Annotated in this window: 17 protein-coding genes; 9 read left to right on the top strand and 8 right to left on the bottom strand. The window is 68.1% G+C overall.

The features are described from left to right. Window positions 1-8 precede the first annotated feature (8 nt). The 4 genes from AC1DYN_RS15495 (at window position 9) to AC1DYN_RS15510 (ending at window position 4161) form a co-directional block, all read left to right on the top strand. Window positions 9-950 carry an ABC transporter permease gene (locus tag AC1DYN_RS15495; protein ID WP_477961022.1) on the top strand — a complete coding sequence of 314 codons (942 nt, stop codon included), beginning with the start codon at window positions 9-11 and terminating at the stop codon, window positions 948-950. A 77-nt stretch (window positions 951-1027) separates the two neighbouring features. Beyond that, window positions 1028-1990, top strand: a complete 963-nt coding sequence (locus tag AC1DYN_RS15500) for a substrate-binding domain-containing protein (protein ID WP_477961024.1) — start codon at window positions 1028-1030, stop codon at window positions 1988-1990. 13 nt (window positions 1991-2003) lie between these two features. Further along, window positions 2004-3002 (top strand): sugar phosphate isomerase/epimerase family protein, encoded by a 999-nt coding sequence (locus AC1DYN_RS15505; RefSeq protein ID WP_477961026.1) that lies wholly within the window; start codon window positions 2004-2006, stop codon window positions 3000-3002. Window positions 3003-3012: 10 nt separating this feature from the next. Further along, a complete protein-coding gene (locus AC1DYN_RS15510; protein ID WP_477961028.1) occupies window positions 3013-4161 on the top strand; it encodes a Gfo/Idh/MocA family protein in 1149 nt (382 codons plus the stop codon). Between the two features lie 30 nt (window positions 4162-4191). Here AC1DYN_RS15510 and AC1DYN_RS15515 read toward each other — a convergent pair whose 3' ends face one another. Further along, window positions 4192-5130: an inositol monophosphatase family protein gene (locus AC1DYN_RS15515; RefSeq protein WP_477961030.1), complete on the bottom strand. Its 939-nt coding sequence runs from the start codon at window positions 5128-5130 to the stop codon at window positions 4192-4194. A gap of 111 nt (window positions 5131-5241) precedes the next feature. Between AC1DYN_RS15515 and AC1DYN_RS15520 the strand changes: the two genes are divergently transcribed. Next, the gene (locus AC1DYN_RS15520; RefSeq protein ID WP_477961032.1) at window positions 5242-5961 is read left to right on the top strand and encodes an RNA methyltransferase; all 720 of its coding nucleotides are present in this window, start codon (window positions 5242-5244) and stop codon (window positions 5959-5961) included. Between the two features lie 79 nt (window positions 5962-6040). Further along, on the top strand, window positions 6041-6805 hold the full coding sequence (cysE, locus tag AC1DYN_RS15525) for a serine O-acetyltransferase (protein WP_477961034.1): 765 nt from the start codon (window positions 6041-6043) through the stop codon (window positions 6803-6805). 29 nt (window positions 6806-6834) lie between these two features. Here cysE and mog read toward each other — a convergent pair whose 3' ends face one another. Continuing rightward, a complete protein-coding gene (gene mog / locus AC1DYN_RS15530; protein ID WP_477961036.1) occupies window positions 6835-7419 on the bottom strand; it encodes a molybdopterin adenylyltransferase in 585 nt (194 codons plus the stop codon). Continuing rightward, the gene (yjgA, locus tag AC1DYN_RS15535; RefSeq protein ID WP_477961038.1) at window positions 7412-7987 is read right to left on the bottom strand and encodes a ribosome biogenesis factor YjgA; all 576 of its coding nucleotides are present in this window, start codon (window positions 7985-7987) and stop codon (window positions 7412-7414) included. The genes mog and yjgA overlap by 8 nt, the downstream gene beginning before the upstream one ends. A 96-nt stretch (window positions 7988-8083) precedes the next feature. On the opposite strand from yjgA, the gene pmbA reads away from it, so the two are divergent. The 3 genes from pmbA to AC1DYN_RS15550 all read left to right on the top strand — a co-directional run bounded on the left by pmbA (window position 8084) and on the right by AC1DYN_RS15550 (window position 12247). Beyond that, window positions 8084-9472 (top strand): metalloprotease PmbA, encoded by a 1389-nt coding sequence (pmbA, locus tag AC1DYN_RS15540; protein WP_477961040.1) that lies wholly within the window; start codon window positions 8084-8086, stop codon window positions 9470-9472. 497 nt (window positions 9473-9969) lie between these two features. Further along, the gene (locus tag AC1DYN_RS15545) at window positions 9970-11052 is read left to right on the top strand and encodes a TRAP transporter substrate-binding protein (RefSeq protein WP_477961042.1); all 1083 of its coding nucleotides are present in this window, start codon (window positions 9970-9972) and stop codon (window positions 11050-11052) included. A gap of 112 nt (window positions 11053-11164) precedes the next feature. Then, on the top strand, window positions 11165-12247 hold the full coding sequence (locus tag AC1DYN_RS15550) for a TRAP transporter substrate-binding protein (protein WP_477961044.1): 1083 nt from the start codon (window positions 11165-11167) through the stop codon (window positions 12245-12247). Window positions 12248-12307: 60 nt separating this feature from the next. On the opposite strand, the gene AC1DYN_RS15555 is transcribed toward AC1DYN_RS15550, so the two are convergent. From AC1DYN_RS15555 to AC1DYN_RS15575, 5 genes are all read right to left on the bottom strand, one after another. Next, window positions 12308-12760 (bottom strand): hypothetical protein, encoded by a 453-nt coding sequence (locus AC1DYN_RS15555; RefSeq protein WP_477961046.1) that lies wholly within the window; start codon window positions 12758-12760, stop codon window positions 12308-12310. Beyond that, on the bottom strand, window positions 12757-14259 hold the full coding sequence (locus AC1DYN_RS15560) for a TRAP transporter large permease (RefSeq protein ID WP_477961049.1): 1503 nt from the start codon (window positions 14257-14259) through the stop codon (window positions 12757-12759). The genes AC1DYN_RS15555 and AC1DYN_RS15560 overlap by 4 nt, the downstream gene beginning before the upstream one ends. Beyond that, complete coding sequence (locus AC1DYN_RS15565) at window positions 14256-14795, bottom strand: TRAP transporter small permease subunit (RefSeq protein WP_477961051.1); 540 nt, start codon at window positions 14793-14795, stop codon at window positions 14256-14258. The genes AC1DYN_RS15560 and AC1DYN_RS15565 overlap by 4 nt, the downstream gene beginning before the upstream one ends. 81 nt (window positions 14796-14876) lie before the next feature. Then, window positions 14877-15524, bottom strand: coding sequence for a response regulator transcription factor (locus AC1DYN_RS15570; RefSeq protein WP_477961053.1), 648 nt, complete (start codon window positions 15522-15524; stop codon window positions 14877-14879). Continuing rightward, window positions 15521-16891 carry a cache domain-containing protein gene (locus tag AC1DYN_RS15575; protein ID WP_477961055.1) on the bottom strand — a complete coding sequence of 457 codons (1371 nt, stop codon included), beginning with the start codon at window positions 16889-16891 and terminating at the stop codon, window positions 15521-15523. Before AC1DYN_RS15575 ends, AC1DYN_RS15570 begins: the two co-directional genes overlap by 4 nt. Window positions 16892-16898: the final 7 nt, after the last annotated feature.

Below are 16898 nucleotides of genomic sequence, written 5' to 3' on the forward strand. Positions count from 1 at the left end.
GCCTGCGGTTGCAGGCCGCCGGCCCCTGGCTCGGCCTCGTCCTGCTGTGCATCGCCGGCACCTTGCTGAACGGCGACTTCGCGACCTGGGACAACGCGATGAACGTGCTGACCCGCACCGCCTTCATCGGCATCATCGCGGTCGGCATGTGCTTCGTGATCATCAGCGGCGGCATCGACCTGTCGGTGGGCTCGATGGCGGCGCTGATCGCCGGCAGCATGATCCTGCTGATGAACGGCATCGCCGCGCAGGTCGGCTCGCCGGTGCTGACGGTGGCGATCGGCATCGGGTTCGCGCTCGCGCTCGGCGCCATCTTCGGCCTGGCGCACGGGCTGCTCGTCACCAAGGGCCGCATCGAGCCATTCATCGTCACGCTGGGCACGCTGGGCATCTTCCGCGCGTACCTGACCTACCTGGCCAACGGCGGTGCGATCACGCTGGACGGCAAGCTGTCCGACGTCTACAGCCCGGTCTACTACGGCAGCCTGCTGGGCGTGCCGTTCCCGATCTGGGTCTTCGCCGGCGTCGCGCTGGTCGGCGCGCTGATCCTCAACCGCACCGGTTACGGCCGCTACGTGCAGGCGATCGGCTCCAACGAGCAGGTGGCGCGCTATGCCGCCGTCAACGTCGACCGCATCAAGGTGCTGACCTACATGCTGCTGGGCGTGTGCGTCGGCGTGGCCACCGTGCTGTACGTGCCGCGCCTCGGCTCGGCCTCGCCGACCACCGGGCTGCTGTGGGAGCTGGAGGCGATCGCCGCGGTGATCGTCGGCGGCACTGCGCTGAAGGGCGGCGAGGGCCGCATCACCGGCACCGTGATCGGCGCCGTGCTGCTCTCGGTCATCAGCAACATCCTGAACCTGACCAGCATCATCAGCGTGTACCTGAACGCCGCCGTGCAGGGCGTCGTGATCATCATCGTCGCGTTCCTGCAGCGCGGCCGCCGCTAGAGAAGAAAGTGTTTTCCCGGGCCGGCAACGGCCCATCTTGTGTGCAAAGACCAGATCGACAACAGGAGACGAGTTCCATGAAATTCATTCCCCGCATCCTCGTGACGCTGGCGGCGCTGGCCGCCGGCGTGAGCGCCGCAACGTCGGCTTTCGCCCAGGACAAGGTCGTGATGGGCGTGTCCATCCCCGCGGCCACGCACGGCTGGGCCGGCGGCGTCGTCTACTGGGCCAACCGCACCAAGGGCGAGCTGGAGAAGGCCCACCCCGGCCTCCAGGTGATCGTCAAGACGGCAGGCTCGGCCTCGGAGCAGGCCAACCAGGTGCAGGACCTGCAGACGGTCAACAAGATCAACACGCTGGTGATCCTGCCGTTCGAGTCGGCGCCGCTGACGCAGCCGGTGGCCCAGGTCAAGGCCAAGGGCGTCTACGTGACGGTGGTCGACCGCGGCCTGACCGACACCAGTGCGCAGAACGCCTACGTGGCCGGCGACAACCCGGGCTTCGGCAAGGTGGCCGCCGAGTACATGGCCAAGGCCATGGGCGGCAAGGGCAACGTCGTGATCCTGCGCGGCATCCCGACGGTGATCGACAACCAGCGCGTCGACGCCTTCAACGCGGTGATGAAGACCCACCCGGACATCAAGGTGCTGGATGCCAAGCACGGCAACTGGAACCGCGACGACGCCTTCAAGGTGATGCAGGACTACCTGACGCGCTTCAAGCAGATCGACGCGGTGTGGGCCTCGGACGACGACATGGCGGTGGGCGTGCAGAAGGCGATCGACCAGGCCAAGCGCAGCGACGTCAAGCTGGTGATCGGCGGTGCCGGCTCGAAGGACTACATCAAGAAGGTGATGGACGGCGACAAGGTCGTCACCGCCGACGTGACCTACTCGCCCAGCATGATCGCCGACGCGATGAAGATGACCGCCGAGGCGCGCGTGAAGGGCGCGGCGATGCCGGCCACCACCATCATCCCGTCGGTGCTGATCACGAAGGACAACGCCGCCAAGTACTACGTGCCCGACTCCCCGTTCTGAGAAGGAGCTGACCATGGCCAGACCCGTCACCCTGTTCACCGGCCAGTGGGCCGACCTGTCGCTCGCCGAACTGGCGCCCCTTGCCAAGAAGATGGGGTACGACGGGCTGGAGCTCGCCTGCTGGGGCGACCATTTCAACGTGCAGGAGGCGCTGCAGTCCGAGCGCTACGTCGCCGACAAGCGGCGCCTGCTGGAGCAGCACGGCCTGCAGTGCTTCGCGATCGGCAACCACCTGACCGGCCAGGCGGTGTGCGACCTGATCGACGAACGGCACAAGTCCGTGCTGCCGCCCCATGTGTGGGGCGACGGCGAGCCGGAAGGCGTGCGCCGGCGCGCCGCGAAGGAGATGCAGGACACCGCGCGTGCCGCCGCGAAGTTCGGCGCGAAGACGGTGACCGGCTTCACCGGCTCGTCGATCTGGCATGCGCTGTATGCCTTCCCGCCCACCAACCAGGCGTTCTGGAACCGGGGCTTCGAGGACTTCGCGACGCGCTGGACGCCCATCCTCGACATGTTCGAGGAGGTCGACGTCAACTTCGCGCTCGAGGTGCACCCGACCGAGATCGCGTTCGACACCGCGAGCAGCCAGCGCGCGATCGAGGCCGTCAAGGGGCACAAGCGCTTCGGCTTCAACTTCGATCCGAGCCACCTGGGCTACCAGGGCGTCGACTACGTGAAGTTCCTGCGCACGTTCGGCGAGCGCATCTTCAACGTGCACATGAAGGACGTGTGGTGGGGCAAGGGCGACGGCACGGTGGGCGTGTTCGGCGGCCACACCAGCTTCGGCGATGCGCGGCGCTTCTGGGATTTCCGCAGCGTCGGGCGCGGCATGATCGATTTCGAGGGGATCATCGTCGCGCTGAACGACATCCGCTACCAGGGGCCGCTGAGCGTCGAGTGGGAAGACAGCCGCATGGACCGCGTGCACGGCGCGACCGAGAGCGCGGCGTTCTCGCGCCGGCTCGATTTCAAGCCGTCGGCGCGTGCCTTCGACGCATCGTTCGAGAAATGAGAGGCCGCTGATGCGCAAACTGCGATACGCGATGGTCGGTGGCGGCCGGGGCGCCTTCATCGGTGCGGTGCACCGCAAGGCGATGGCGCTGGACGGGCAGATCGAGCTGGTGGCGGGCGCGCTGTCGGCCGATGCCGGGAAGGCGAAAGCCTCGGGGCGCGACCTGGGCCTGGCCGACGCGCGCAACCACGGCAGCTGGCAGGCGCTGCTGGACGACGAGCTGAAGCGGCCGCGCGGCGAGCGCATCGATTTCGTCAGCATCGTGACGCCCAACCACGTGCACTTCGAGGTGGCGAAGGCCTTCACCGAGGCCGGCATCCACGTGGTGTGCGACAAGCCACTGGTGCACACCAGCGAGCAGGCGCAGGCGCTGCTGGCGGCGCGCGAGCGCAGCGGCACGGTGTTCGGCGTCACGCACAACTACACCGGCTACCCGATGGTGCGGCAGGCGCGCGAGATGGTGCGGGGCGGCGAGCTGGGCGAGATCCGCAAGGTGATCGTCGAATACAACCAGGGCTGGCTTGCGACGCAGCTGGAGAGCACCGACCACAAGCAGGCCGACTGGCGCGTCGACCCGGCCCGCAGCGGCATCGTCGGCGCGATCGGCGACATCGGCACGCATGCCGAGAACCTGGTGGCCAGCGTGTGCGGGCTGGAGATCGAGGCCTTGTGCGCCGACCTCACCGCCTTCGTGCCGGGCCGGCGGCTCGACGACGACGGCAACATGCTGCTGCGCTACCGCAACGGCGCACGCGGCGTGCTGATCGCATCGCAGATCGAGATCGGCGGCGAGAACGACCTGCGGCTGCGGGTGTTCGGCACGCAGGGCTCGCTCGCCTGGCAGCAGGAAGACCCGAACCTGCTGGTGCACGCGACGCTCGACGGGCCGAAGCGGCTGCTGACGCGCGGCTCGCCATGGTTGTGCGATGCGGCGAAGAAGGCCTCGCGGCTGCCGACCGGGCATCCGGAGGCGTTCATCGAGGCGTTCGCGAACCTCTACCTGGGGGTGGCGGAGGCGATCCTCGCGAAGGAGGCGGGGCGGGCGCTCGCGCCGCTGGAAGGCGACTTCCCGACGCTCGAGGACGGCGCGCGCGGCGTCAAGTTCATGGAGAAGACGGTGGAGTCGAGCCGCTCCACCGCGAAGTGGACGCCGTGGTAGCCCGGATGCCCCTCCGGGTCGGCGGGGACGTTACAGGTCGGCCTTGCGAATCCGCACGGCCTTCCTCTTCTCCGGCTCGGCCGGCTTGACGGTTGCAACCAAGGCCGATTCCGGCGTCACCGCCGGGGCCTCGCCCGCATCCGCCTTCGCCTCGTCCGCCTTGATCACCCGCGTGTACGGCGCCAGGATCCCGACCATCTGCCCATAGATCTTCGGGTTGCCGGCCACCACCTCGCGCTGGTACATGAAGTCCGACTCGCCGGTGAAGTTGCCGATCAGCCCGCCGGCCTCGGTGATCATCAGCGAACCGGCGGCGATGTCCCAGGGGTTCAGCCCGGTCTCGAAGAAGCCGTCGTAGAAGCCGGCGGCCACGTAGCACAGGTCCAGCGCCGCGGCGCCCGGCCGGCGCAGGCCGGCGCAGTTCTGCATCACCTCCTCGAACATCTTCACGTAGCGCTTGAAGTTGTCGCCCTTGCGGAACGGGAAGCCGGTGCCGATCAGCGAATCCTGCATGCGCGTGCGCTTGGAGACGCGCAGCCGCTTGTCGTTCAGGAACGCACCGCGGCCCTTGGACGCGTAGAACAGGTCGTTGCGCGTCGGGTCGTACACCACCGCCTGCTGCACCTGATCGCGGAAGGCCAGCGCGATCGACACGGCATACACCGGGAAGCCGTGGATGAAGTTGGTGGTGCCGTCCAGCGGATCGATGATCCAGACGTATTCGCTGCTCTTCGCACCGTGCGCGCGGCCCGATTCCTCGGCCAGGATGCCGTGGCCGGGGTAGGCGGTCAGCAGGGTCTCGATGATGGCCTCTTCGGCCATCTGGTCCACCTCGGTCACGAAGTCATTGGGCGACTTGGTGTTCACCTTCAGCAGGTCGAGGTCGAGCGAGGCCCGGTTGATGATGGCTCCGGCGGCACGGGCGGCCTTGATGGCCACGTTGAGCATGGGATGGAGCGCTTGCGACATGGGGAGCAACCTGCAGAGTGAAAGGCGGACGAAGGTGAGAAAGAGCGGTGCAGGCGGCCCTCGGGGCGACGGGTGCTGCGGATAATCGCGATTTTAGCCGCCCCGCCGCCCATGGCTGCCGACAGCACCCGTTTCATCCTGCTCAACACCAGCCACTACGGCAACATCGGCGCCACCGCGCGCGCGATGAAGACCATGGGCTTCGGCGACCTGGTGCTGGTGGCGCCGCGCTTTGCCGACGCGCTGGTGCACGAGGACACCGTCGCGATGGCCAGCGGCGCGGCCGACGTGCTGGCGCGCGCCCGCGTCGTCAGCAGCCTGGCCGAGGCGCTGGACGGCATCAGCTACGCCTGCGCCACCGCGATGACGCCGCGCGATTTCGGGCCGCCGACGCACGCACCGCGCCCGCTGTTCGACGCGCTGGCGCGCAGCGCGCAGCGCGTCGCCTTCGTGTTCGGCTCCGAGCGCTTCGGCATGGCCAACGACGACGTCTACCGCTGCCATGCCTGCATCAGCATCCCGACCCATCCCGACTACGGCTCGCTGAACCTGGCGCAGGCGGTGCAGCTGCTGGCCTACGACTGGCGCCAGGCGCTGGGCGGTTTCGGCGTGACGCCGCGCGTGCCCGATGCGACGCTGGCCGACGGCGCCCAGGTGCAGGGCCTGCTCGATCACTGGCAGCAGGCGCTGGCCGACATCGGCTTCCTCGACCCGGCGGCACCGAAGAAGCTGATGCCGCGGCTCAACCAGCTGCTGAACCGGGCGGCGTTGAGTGTGGAAGAAGTCCACATCCTGCGCGGCATTGCACGCGCCATGCAGCGCGGCAGGTGAAAGCGCCCGCTTGCCCCTGACGAGCATGGACTTTCGAGCTGCCAGATAAACTGGTCCGCCCCGGTCTCACCCCACCCCCATGTTCGACCGCCTCCGAGAAGACATTGCCTGCATCCTCGAGCGCGACCCCGCCGCGCGCAGCACCTGGGAGGCCCTGACCTGTTACCCGGGCCTGCACGCGCTGGTGATGCACCGCTGGGCGCACGCCTGCTGGGCGCACGGCTGGCGCTGGTCGGCGCGCTTCATCTCGCACCTGGGCCGCTTCTTCTCCGGCATCGAGATCCACCCCGGCGCCACCATCGGCCGGCGGGTCTTCATCGACCACGGCATGGGCATCGTGATCGGCGAGATGGCCGAGATCGGCGACGAATGCACGATCTACCAGGGCGTGACGCTGGGCGGCACCTCGCTGGTGAAGGGTGCCAAGCGGCATCCGACGCTGGGCCGCGGCGTGATCATCGGCGCCAATGCCTGTGTGCTGGGCGGCTTCACGGTCGGCGACGGCGCACGCGTCGGCTCGGGCGCGGTGGTGACCAAGCCGGTGCCGGCCGGGGCCACCGCGGTGGGCAACCCGGCGCGCATCATCCTGGCCAAGGATGGCACGGTGGCCGACGATGGCGCGGCGAAGAAGGGTTTCTCGGCCTATGGCGTGACGCAGGGCGACGACCCGGTGTCGCAGGCGATGAAGGGGCTGATCGACAGCGCCTCGGGGCACGAGCACCAGATCGCGCTGCTGTGGGCGGCGATCGAGAAGCTGTCGCCGACCAAGGCCGATTGCGTGCCGACCGATGCGCAGAAGGACGAGCACTTCGACGCCGAGCGCCTGAACCAGCTGGTCAAGTGATCCCCGGATTGGCATCCGGGATCCTGCGGTCACCGCTTCGGGCGGAACGCCCGACACACGCTCTCGTCGGTCTCGAGGTACGGCCCGCCGATCAAGTCGATGCAATACGGCACCGCCGCAAAGATCCCCGGTGCCGGCGGCTGCGCGTTCGGCAAGCCTTCCAGCGTCTCGGCGATCGATTTCGGCTGCCCCGGCAGGTTGATGATCAGTGCCTTGCCGCGCAGCACCGCCACCTGGCGCGACAGGATGGCCGTCGGCACGAAGCGCAGGCTGATCTGGCGCATCTGCTCGCCGAAGCCGGGCATCTCGCGGTCGGCCACCGCCAGCGTCGCTTCCGGGGTCACGTCGCGCGGCGACGGACCGGTGCCGCCGGTGGTCAGCACCAGGTCGCAGCGCTGGGTGTCGACCAGCTCCACGAGCGTCGCGCTGATCAGCGCCTGCTCGTCGGGGATCAGGCGCTGCTCCCACCGGATCGGGTTGCGCAGCGCGCGGGTCAGCCAGGCCTGCAGGGCCGGGAGGCCCTTGTCCTCGTAGACGCCGCTCGATGCGCGGTCGCTGATCGACACCAGCCCGATGCGCACCGGCGGGCATGGCGCACGCGCCTGCTCATTCATCGGCCAGCTCCTGCGACTTGATGAACTGGAACAGCTCGCGGTAGGCCCGGCCGCTGCGCTGCTCGGGCGCCGCCGCGGCATCCTTGCGCGCGGCGCGGATCAGGCTGCGCAGCTGCTGCAGGTCGCTGCCGGGGTGCTTCTGCGTCCAGCGCGTCAGCGCGTCGTCGCTCGCGATCAGCTCGGCGCGCCAGCGCTCGGCCTCGTGCAGCGCCAGCGAATCCTTGGCCTGGCCCAGCTGCATCGCCAGCACCGCCTCGCGGATCGGCTCGACGTCGTCGCGGCGCATTAGCTTGCCGATGTACTGCATCTGGCGCCGCCGGCCCTCGTGCGAGCGGGTGCGGCGGTATTCCATCACCGCGCCGATCAGCGTCTCGGAGATCGGCAGGCCGGTGATGCGGTTCTCGGGCAGCGCCGCGAAGGCCTCGCCCAGCGCCTGCAGCTCGTGCATCTCCTTCTTCAGCATGGTCTTGCTGGGGCCGTCGTAGCCGTTCTCGTCGACGCTGCTGTCGTCGGCGTCGTCGGACGGGGCGGGGTCGGGAGCGCGATTCTTGGGGGTTCGAGGGGCCATGAGGGGAAACGAGGGCTGCACGGGCAAGGGCGTCGGTATGATAGCCCTCGCTCTCCAGCGCCCGCCCTCCGGCGGGGCGTCACTTCCAGTGCCCCCATGACCCAGCCCGCCCTTCCCACCCACGGTTTCGCGTACTCGCGCGAGCGTTTCGAGCAACTGGTCGAGGACGCGCTTGCGCTCGGCAAGACACTCGGCGCCAGCGACATGGGGGTCGAGGTGTCCGAAGGCGCCGGGCTGTCGGTGTCGGTGCGCAAGGGCGAGATCGAGAATGTCGAGCGCAACCGCGACAAGTCGATCGGCGTCACCGTCTACCTCGGGCAGCGCCGCGGCAACGCCAGCACCTCCGATTTCTCGCGCGCGGCGCTCGAGCAGACGGTGAAGGCGGCCTACGACATCGCGCGCTTCACCGCCGAAGACCCGGCCGCCGGGCTGCCCGACGATGCCGACCTGGCGCTGGGCGAGGCGGCCACGCGCGACCTGGACCTGTTCCACCCGTGGGACATCGATGCCGAGGCGGCGGCCGGGATCGCGCAGCGCTGCGAAGGTGCGGCGCTGTCGACCGACCGGCGCATCACCAATTCCGAAGGCGCCGGCGTGTCGGCGCAGCAGTCGCACTTCTTCGCGGGCAACAGCCGCGGCTTCCGCGGCGGCTATGCGAGCTCGCGGCATTCGATCTCGGTGGCGCCGATCGCGTCGCTGCCTGGGCGCGGCGGCGACGACATGCAGCGCGACGCCTGGTACAGCTCGATGCGCTCGCCGGACGACCTGGCCAGCCCCGAGGCGATCGGGCGCTACGCCGCCGAGCGGGCGCTGTCGCGGCTGAAGTCGCGCAAGATCAAGACCTGCGTGGTGCCGGTGCTGTTCGAGTCGACGCTGGCCACCGGGCTGCTGGGCGGCTACGTGCAGGCCACCAGCGGCGGCGCGCTGTACCGCAACTCCAGCTTCCTGCTCGACAGCCTGGGCAAGGAGGTGCTGGCGCCGCACATCGACATCCGCGAGAACCCGCACGTGCGCGGCGGCAAGGGCAGCGCGCCGTTCGACGACGAGGGCGTGGTCACGCGGGTGCGCGACGTGGTGACGGCGGGGGTGGTGCAGGGGTATTTCCTGTCGAGTTACTCGGCGCGCAAGCTGGGCATGAAGACGACCGGGCACGCCGGTGGTTCGCAGAACCTCACGTTCTCCAGCCGGCTCACGCAGCCGGGCGACAACCTCGACGAGATGCTGCGCAAGCTGGGGCGCGGGCTGTTCGTGATCGAGCTGATGGGGCAGGGCGTCAACTACGTGACCGGCGACTACTCGCGCGGCGCGGCCGGCTTCTGGGTCGAGAACGGGCGCATCGCCTACCCGGTGCACGAGATCACGATCGCGGGCAACCTGAAGCAGATGCTGAAGAACATCGTTGCAGTAGGGGCGGATGCGTACACGATGGGGACGAAGACCATCGGTTCCGTGCTCATCGACGAGATGAAGATCGCGGGGCTCTGACGGCGGCGTCGTCGTCGGCGCTTGCAAAGGCGCGGGCGGGCAGGCTGGGGCGCGCCGGATGGAGCGGTCGCCGCGCCGGGGGCGCGTCGACTGCCCTGCGCTGCCTGGTTTCAAGGCCCGTCGCCGAAACTCCCGCCGCTCGCTGCGCTCGCTGTGGTCAAACAGTCGGCGACAAGTCAGACCACGAAGCGTGCTGGCGCACGCGGGCCTTGAAACCAGTCAGCTCCGGCGCCCCATCCTGATTGGCGCGCCCCAGCCTGCCCGCCCGCGCCTTTGCCGAACCAGCGGCTCTGTGCGTGCATCCCGGATTGGCATCCGGGCTACTCCGTGTTCGTAGCCCGGATGCCAATCCGGGATCGCAGCACACGGCGCCGCGCAAGCGCAGCGACGACTTGGGGGGCGTAATACTGCGGACGGGGAAACACTCGCGCACAGGGTATTTTGGGCCTCCTAGAATCCCGCGGTTCACCCGCATTCCCAATCAAAGGAGACCCCGCATGGAACGCCGTTCCTTCATCCGTCAAACCGGCCTGGCAGGCGTGCTCGCCGCCGGTGTCGCACCGGCCGTGGTGCACGCGCAGGCGGCAGTCCGCTGGCGCCTCGCATCGAGCTTCCCGAAGTCCTTGGACACCATCTACGGCGGCGGCGAAGTGTTCGCGAAGAAGGTCGGCGAGATGACCGGCGGCAAGTTCCAGATCTCGGTGCACGCGGCCGGCGAGATCATGCCGGCCTTCGGCGTGGTCGACGCAGTGCAGAACGGCACCGTCGAGATGGCGCACACCGTGCCGTACTACTTCTTCGGAAAGGACGAGACCTTCGCGATCGGCGCATCCATCCCCTTCGGTCTCAACTCGCGCCAGATGAGCGCGTGGATGTACGAAGGCAACGGCCTGAAGCTGATGCGCGAGTTCTACCGCAACTACAACATCATCAACTTCCCCGGCGGCAACACCGGCGCGCAAATGGGCGGCTGGTTCCGCAAGGAAATCAACTCCGTCGCCGACATGAAGGGCCTGAAGTTCCGCATCGGCGGCTTCGCCGGCCGCATCATCGAGCGCCTGGGCGCCGTGCCGCAGAACCTGCCGGGCGGCGACATCTACCCCGCGCTCGAGAAAGGCACCATCGACGCCGCCGAATGGGTCGGCCCGTACGACGACCAGAAGCTCGGCTTCAGCAAGGTCGCCCCGCACTACTACTACCCCGGCTGGTGGGAAGGCGGCCCGCAGATCGACCTGTTCATCAACACCAAGGCCTACGAGGCCCTGACGCCGGAGTACAAGGCCATCGTCGAAGCCGCCTCGTCGCACGCGCACGTCGACATGCAGGCCAAGTACGACGCCCGCAACCCGGGCGCGCTGAAGCAGCTGGTCGGCTCCGGCACCAAGCTGCACCGCTTCCCGAAGGACGTGATGGAGGCCTGCTTCAAGGTGTCGATGGACTACTACAGCGAACTCTCGGGCAAGAACCCGGCCTGGAAGAAGGTCTACGAGGACTACGCCAAGTTCCGCGCCGACCAGGTGCTGTGGTTCCGCTTCGCCGAAGCCGCATTCGACGACTTCATGCAAGCGCAGAAGCTCTGAGCTGGCGCGTTGACCGATGGACTGGAGGGCTTTCCCGAGATGGGAAAGTCCCGGTTCGGTCTGTCTGACGTTCCGGAAGAATTCTCCTCGTCCCATCACTGAGGAGAGAGACATGGAACGTCGTGCCTTTGTAGGCCGGGCCGGCCTGGCGGGCGTGTTTGCTGCGGGTGCTGCCCCTGCCATCGTTCATGCGCAAACCGCCTTGCGCTGGCGGCTCGCATCGAGCTTCCCCAAATCGCTGGACACCATCTTCGGTGCCGCCGAGGTCTTCTCGAAGAAGGTCGGCGAGCTCACCGGCGGCAAGTTCCAGATCTCGGTGCACGCGGCCGGCGAGATCATGCCGGCCTTCGGCGTGGTCGACGCGGTGCAGAACGCCACCGTCGAGATGGCCCACACCGCGCCCTACTACTTCTTCGGCAAGGACGAGACCTTCGCGCTCGGCTGCGCCATTCCGTTCGGCCTGAACTCGCGCCAGATGACGGCCTGGATGATCGAGGGCAACGGCCTGAAGCTGATGCGCGAGTTCTACCGCGGCTACAACATCGTCAACTTCCAGGGCGGCAACACCGGCGCGCAGATGGGCGGCTGGTTCCGCAAGGAGATCAAGTCGCTGGCCGACATGAAGGGCCTGAAGATGCGCATCGGCGGCTTCGGCGGCCGCGTGCTCGAGCGCATCGGCGCCGTGCCGCAGAACATCCCCGGCGGCGACATCTACCCGGCGCTGGAGAAGGGCACGATCGACGCCGCCGAATGGGTGGGGCCGTACGACGACCAGAAGCTGGGCTTCAACAAGGTCGCGCCGTACTACTGCTACCCGGGCTGGTGGGAAGGCGGGCCGCAGCTGGACTTCTTCGTCAACAGCAAGGCCTGGGACGCGCTGACGCCGGAGTACAAGGCCGCGATCGAAGCCGCCTCGGCGGTGGCCCACGTCGACATGCAGGCCAAGTACGACTACCGCAACCCGGCGGCGCTGAAGCAGCTGGTGGGCGGCGGCAGCAAGCTGTTCCGCTTCCCGAAGGACGTGATGGAGGCGGCGTTCAAGGCCTCGCTGGAGATGTACAGCGAGCTGTCGACGAAGAACCCGAACTGGAAGAAGGTCTACGAGGACTTCGCCAGGGTCCGCGCCGACCAGAACCTGTGGTTCCGTTTCGCTGAGGCGGCGTTTGACGACTTCATGCAGACCCAGAAACTCTGACGATCCCCGGATTGGCATCCGGGCTACGGGCCGGCGTTGTAGCCCGGATGCCATCCGGGTTCAGGGACGCTCGCGCAGCTCCGGTGCCAGCGCATAGCGCGCAAACACCGCCAGCACCTGGGGGTCGGCCGCATTGAACAGCGTCACGATCCCCGCCCCGCCGCGCACCACCATGCGCGGCGCGATCAGCCACGCGAGCCAGGGCACGTAGATCAGCTTGGCCTGTGCCACGTCGGCCCAGCGCATCCGCTTGGTCCAGATCCAGGTCTGCACGATCTCGCGCGCATCGATGCGGATGCGGCTCTTGAGCACCCAGTAGTTCGTCACCGCCAGCACCAGCAGCCCGCCGGCCACCAGCAGCTTCGCGCCCGGCGATGCGTTGTGCAGCGTGGCCTGGTCCAGTGCCAGCGCGCCGGCCGTGAACACCGCCACCGTCAAGGCCGTCAGCAGCAGCTTCACCAGCGGCGGGAAGGCCGGACCTTCCGCCGACACCGGCAGCGCGTCATCGCTCACTTCGGTGCGTCCGGCTTCTTCTCGTCGGGCGACGCGTTCTTGAACAGCTCGTCCAGGTTGTCGTCCTTCGAGCGGTAGGTGTCGCCGCTCGGGGCCTCGATCTTCACCTTGTCGAGGTCGATCTTCACCTCCTTGTCGAGGAAGACCGTCACCGTCTGCGGGAAGAAGATCACGATCACCACCAGCATCACCTGCAGCAGCACCCACGGGATCGAGCCCAGGTAGATGTCGCTCGACAGCACCTTGCGCGGCAGCGAGCCCTGCTTGAACAGCGTGTCGGCGATGCTGCGCAGGTAGAACAGCGCGAAGCCGAACGGCGGGTGCATGAAGCTCGTCTGCATGTTCACGCACAGCAGCACGCCGAACCAGATCATGTCGATGCCGAGCTTGTCGGCCACCGGCGCGAGCATCGGCAGGATGATGAAGGCGATCTCGAAGAAGTCGAGGAAGAAGGCGAGGAAGAAGACGAACAGGTTGACGACGATCAGGAAGCCCAGCTGCCCGCCGGGCAGGTTGGTCAGCATGTGCTCGATCCATTTCGCGCCGTCCACGCCCTGGAACACCAGCGAGAACACGCGCGAGCCGATCAGGATGAACACCACCATCGCGGTGATGCGCATCGTGCCCAGCATCGCTTCGCGCACCAGCGGCCAGCTCAGGCGCCGGTGCATCGCGGCCAGGATGAAGGCGCCCACCGCGCCCATCGCGCCGGCCTCGGTCGGCGTGCACACCGCGGTGTTGATGCCGGGCAGGCCACCCATGCTGCCGAGCACCGCGAAGATCAGGATGGCCGAGGGGATGATGCCGCGCAGGCACTTGCGCCACAGCGGCCAGCCGTTCAGCGTGCGCGCTTCCTTCGGCACGCCGGGCACGTGCTCGGGCTTCACGCGCGCCAGCACGAAGGTGTAGGCGGCGAAGATCAGCACCTGCAGGATCGACGGGCCCCAGGCGCCCTTGTACATGTCGCCCACCGACTTGCCGAGCTGGTCGGCCAGCACCACCAGCACCAGCGACGGCGGCACCAGCTGCGTGATCGTGCCCGACGCGGCCAGCACGCCGGTCGCGTAGCGCATGTTGTAGCCGTAGCGCATCATCACCGGCAGCGAGATCATCGCCATCGCGATCACCTGGCCGGCCACCGTGCCGGTGATCGCGCCGAGGATGAAACCGACGATGATCACCGAGTAGCCCAGCCCCCCGCGCACCGGGCCGAACAGCTGGCCCATCGAGTCGAGCATGTCCTCGGCGAGGCCGCATTTCTCGAGGATGGCGCCCATCAGCGTGAAGAACGGGATCGCCAGCAGCAGGTCGTTCGACAGGATGCCGAACACGTTCAGCGGCAGCGCCGCCATGAACTCGGGATGGAACCAGCCTTGCGAGATCGCGATGAAGCCGCACAGCAGGCCCAGCGCGGACAAGGAGAAGGCGACGGGAAACCCGATCAGCATGATCAGGATGAGCCCCGCGAACATCAGCGGGGCGAAGTTCTCCATGCTCATTGCAGGGGCCTCTCGTAGTGCAGGTCCATCTCGTAGGTGTGCGTGAGCCAGCCCACGCGCTTGATGATCTCCGACACGCCCTGCAGGATCATCAGCCCGAAGCCGAGTGGCAGCGTCAGCATCGCGGGCCAGCGGATCAGCCCGCCGGCGTTGCTCGACATCTCGCCGCTGACGAACCACTTGACGAACAGCGGCCACGAGAAATACAGCATCAGCGCCATCACCGGCAGCAGGAAGAACACGAGGCCGAACAGGTCGATCAGCACCCGGCCCTTGCTGGAGAAGCGGCCGTAGATCACGTCCACGCGCACGTGCTCGTTGACGCGCAGCACCTGGGCCGCGCCGAGCATCACGCACATCGCGAACAGGTACCACTGGATCTCGAGGTAGGCGTTCGAGCTGTAGTTGAAGGCATAGCGGACGACGGCGTTGCCGGCACTGATGAAGCAGGCCAGGAACACCGCCCACTTGGCGACCCACGCGAAGCGGTCGGTCAGCGCGTCGATCCAGCGCGCCAGTGTCAGGAGTTGGGACACGGGAGTTTTCCTCGAATTGGGAGCACCGATATCAGAACCTGTTTCGCCTTCCGGCGCCACGGGTCTATCCGCTAAGTGGTTCTACGCAACCGGCGCGTCCGCCCCGAAATCGCGGCAATGCTCGACCGCGTACTTGATCAGCTCGGCCTGGCCTTCCAGGTTCAGCTTGCGCTTGATGTTCTGCCGGTGCGATTCGACGGTGCGCACGCTCAGGGCCAGGTCCTGCGCGATCTGCTTGCTGGAGCGGCCCTTGGCCAGGCAGGCCAGGATCTCGCTCTCGCGCAGCGACATCACCGGCCGCGGCGTCTGCGCCCGCATCAGCCGGCCCGAGATCGCGGCGCTCAGGAAGGTCTCGCCGGCCTGCACCGCGGTGATCGCGTCGATGATGTCGCTCGACGGCGCGTCCTTCAGCACGTAGCCGCGCGCACCGGCCTGCATCGCGCGGTTCACGTACTCCGGGTTGTCGTACATGCTCAGCATCAGCACGCGCAGCGCGGGCCGCTCGGACAGCAGGCGGCGCGTCAGGTCGATGCCGTTGACGTCCTTCATGCCGATGTCCATCAGCACCATGTCGGCCTGCGTCGCGGCCAGCTGCGCCGAGGCCTCGGCCGCGTCGCCGGCCTCGCCGACCACGTCGATGCCGGGCACGCTGCACAGCCGGGCCTTCAGGCCCTCGCGCACCAGCGGGTGGTCGTCGACGATCAGCAATCGGGTGATGGGCAGGGTCATGAGGGATGGGGCGCGAAACGGCGCAGCGCCGCGGCCGGCACGTCGGCCACTACCTCGGTGCGCCCGGGTTGCGAGAGCACGTTCAGGCTGCCGCCGATCGACGCCAGCCGCTCGCGCATGTTGCGCAGGCCGATGCCGCGCCGCGGGTGCTGCTGCATCGCGCCGACGTCGAAGCCGCGGCCGTCGTCGATCACGCGCAGGCGCACGCCGCCGGCGCCGAACGCCAGGCGCAGCGCGATGTGGCTGGCCGCCGCGTGCTTGTCGATGTTGTTGAGGGCTTCCTGCGTCACGCGGAACAGCACCGTGTTGATCTCGTTGGGCAGCCCTTCGGGCGGCTCGCCGCGCACGCGCACCTGCAGCGGCAGGCGGCGCTGCTCGCCGAACTCCTCGCCCAGGTGGGCCAGCGCGGCCGGCAGGCCCAGCACGTCGAGCTCGGCCGGTCGCAGCCGGTGCGAGATCTCGCGCACCTCGCCGAGCGCGCCGTTCAGCCGCGTCAGCGCCTTGGTCAGCGTGGCCGGCGCCGCATCGCCGAGCTGCGCCACCGACGATTCCATCAGCAGCTTGATCGACACCAGCGTCTGGCTGGTGCTGTCGTGCAGCTCGCGCGACAGGTAGGCGCGTTCGTCCTCCTGCGATTGCACCACCTGGCGCGCCAGCAGGCGCAGCTTGGCGTCGGCGATGCGCTGCTCGCTGACGTTCAGCACCAGGCCGCAGCCGCCGATCAGCACCGTGCCGAGCAGCGCGATGCCGGCGATCCACCACATGGTGTCGGCGATGTTGCTGGTGACCTGCGCGTCGAGCTGGGCCATCGTGGCCTGCACGTCGTCGAGGTACAGCCCGGTGCCGAACATCCAGTTCCAGCGCGGCAGCGCGACCACGTAGCCGAGCTTGGGCGTGATCTGGCCGGTCGACGGCTTGCGCCACAGGTACTCGACGAAGCCGCCGCCTTCCTTGGCGCGGGCGATCAGGCGCTGGATCACCGGCTCGCCGTTGGCGTCGCGCATGTCCCACATGTCCTGCCCGACCAGTTCGGGCTGGCGCGGGTGCATCAGGTTCTTGCCGGACAGGTCGTAGAGGAAGAAGTAGCCGTCGCTGCCGTAGTCGAGCGACGCGAGGCGGCGGATCGCCTGCTCGCGCGTGGCCTCGTCGTCGCGGCCGGAGGCGTAGAGCGGTGCGATCGTGCTCTGTGCCAGGTCGACGTAGTGGCGCAGCTCGTTCTGCTTCGAGGCCATCGTCGCGGCCTCGACGACGGCGCGTTCGCGTGAGGCGAGGTCGTTCTCCTTCTGGCGCACCGCGACGGCGATCAGCGCCAGCGAGCCGACCAGCGGGATCACCGCCAGCAGGAAGACCTTCAGCTTCAGCCGCATGACTGCT

The organism is Rhizobacter sp. P2_D12, from assembly GCF_056404395.1.

Bases quoted from the DNA above. Each gene is read 5' to 3' on its own strand.
- AC1DYN_RS15550 (WP_477961044.1), top strand. From the start codon at position 11,165: ATGGAACGTCGTGCCTTTGTAGGCCGGGCCGGCCTGGCGGGCGTGTTT.
- AC1DYN_RS15520 (WP_477961032.1), top strand. From the start codon at position 5,242: ATGGCTGCCGACAGCACCCGTTTCATCCTGCTCAACACCAGCCACTAC.
- AC1DYN_RS15575 (WP_477961055.1), bottom strand. From the start codon at position 16,891: ATGCGGCTGAAGCTGAAGGTCTTCCTGCTGGCGGTGATCCCGCTGGTC.
- pmbA (WP_477961040.1), top strand. From the start codon at position 8,084: ATGACCCAGCCCGCCCTTCCCACCCACGGTTTCGCGTACTCGCGCGAG.
- AC1DYN_RS15545 (WP_477961042.1), top strand. From the start codon at position 9,970: ATGGAACGCCGTTCCTTCATCCGTCAAACCGGCCTGGCAGGCGTGCTC.
- cysE (WP_477961034.1), top strand. From the start codon at position 6,041: ATGTTCGACCGCCTCCGAGAAGACATTGCCTGCATCCTCGAGCGCGAC.
- AC1DYN_RS15560 (WP_477961049.1), bottom strand. From the start codon at position 14,259: ATGAGCATGGAGAACTTCGCCCCGCTGATGTTCGCGGGGCTCATCCTG.
- yjgA (WP_477961038.1), bottom strand. From the start codon at position 7,987: ATGGCCCCTCGAACCCCCAAGAATCGCGCTCCCGACCCCGCCCCGTCC.
- AC1DYN_RS15570 (WP_477961053.1), bottom strand. From the start codon at position 15,524: ATGACCCTGCCCATCACCCGATTGCTGATCGTCGACGACCACCCGCTG.
- mog (WP_477961036.1), bottom strand. From the start codon at position 7,419: ATGAATGAGCAGGCGCGTGCGCCATGCCCGCCGGTGCGCATCGGGCTG.
- AC1DYN_RS15505 (WP_477961026.1), top strand. From the start codon at position 2,004: ATGGCCAGACCCGTCACCCTGTTCACCGGCCAGTGGGCCGACCTGTCG.
- AC1DYN_RS15515 (WP_477961030.1), bottom strand. From the start codon at position 5,130: ATGTCGCAAGCGCTCCATCCCATGCTCAACGTGGCCATCAAGGCCGCC.
- AC1DYN_RS15510 (WP_477961028.1), top strand. From the start codon at position 3,013: ATGCGCAAACTGCGATACGCGATGGTCGGTGGCGGCCGGGGCGCCTTC.
- AC1DYN_RS15500 (WP_477961024.1), top strand. From the start codon at position 1,028: ATGAAATTCATTCCCCGCATCCTCGTGACGCTGGCGGCGCTGGCCGCC.